The organism is Vibrio sp. qd031 (genome assembly GCF_002100145.1).
In the GTDB taxonomy this organism is placed as follows: domain Bacteria; phylum Pseudomonadota; class Gammaproteobacteria; order Enterobacterales; family Vibrionaceae; genus Vibrio.
Genome location: NZ_JXQD01000010.1, coordinates 5,241 through 5,537 on the forward strand (window position 1 = coordinate 5,241; position 297 = coordinate 5,537).

A 297-nucleotide genomic window follows, 5' to 3' on the forward strand; every position below is an offset into this window, starting at 1 on the left:
CGTGACGCTGTCCGATGGCAGTGACACTAAAGTGACGATTACCATCACGGGTACTGATGATGATCCGGTGATTTCGGCGGATACTGATGAAGTCACTGAAGGTGATGTGACGCCTGTCAGCGGCACGTTAACGGCGACGGATGCAGACAATCCAGACCTAGAATTTGCACCAAATACTATTACCGATGCGTACGGTGAGTTCACCGTTGACGCGGAGGGCAATTGGACCTTCACACTGGCCGATAACGCCACAGTGGACGCGCTGACAGCCGGTCAGAAAGAAGTGCGCGAGTTTAC

The 297-nt window shown here is 53.5% G+C and carries 1 protein-coding gene; it reads left to right on the top strand.

The window, feature by feature from the left end; translation table 11 throughout:
- Positions 1 to 297, top strand: a 297-nt coding sequence (locus ST37_RS20375) for a VCBS domain-containing protein (protein ID WP_197687449.1), incomplete at both ends; no start/stop codon positions are given.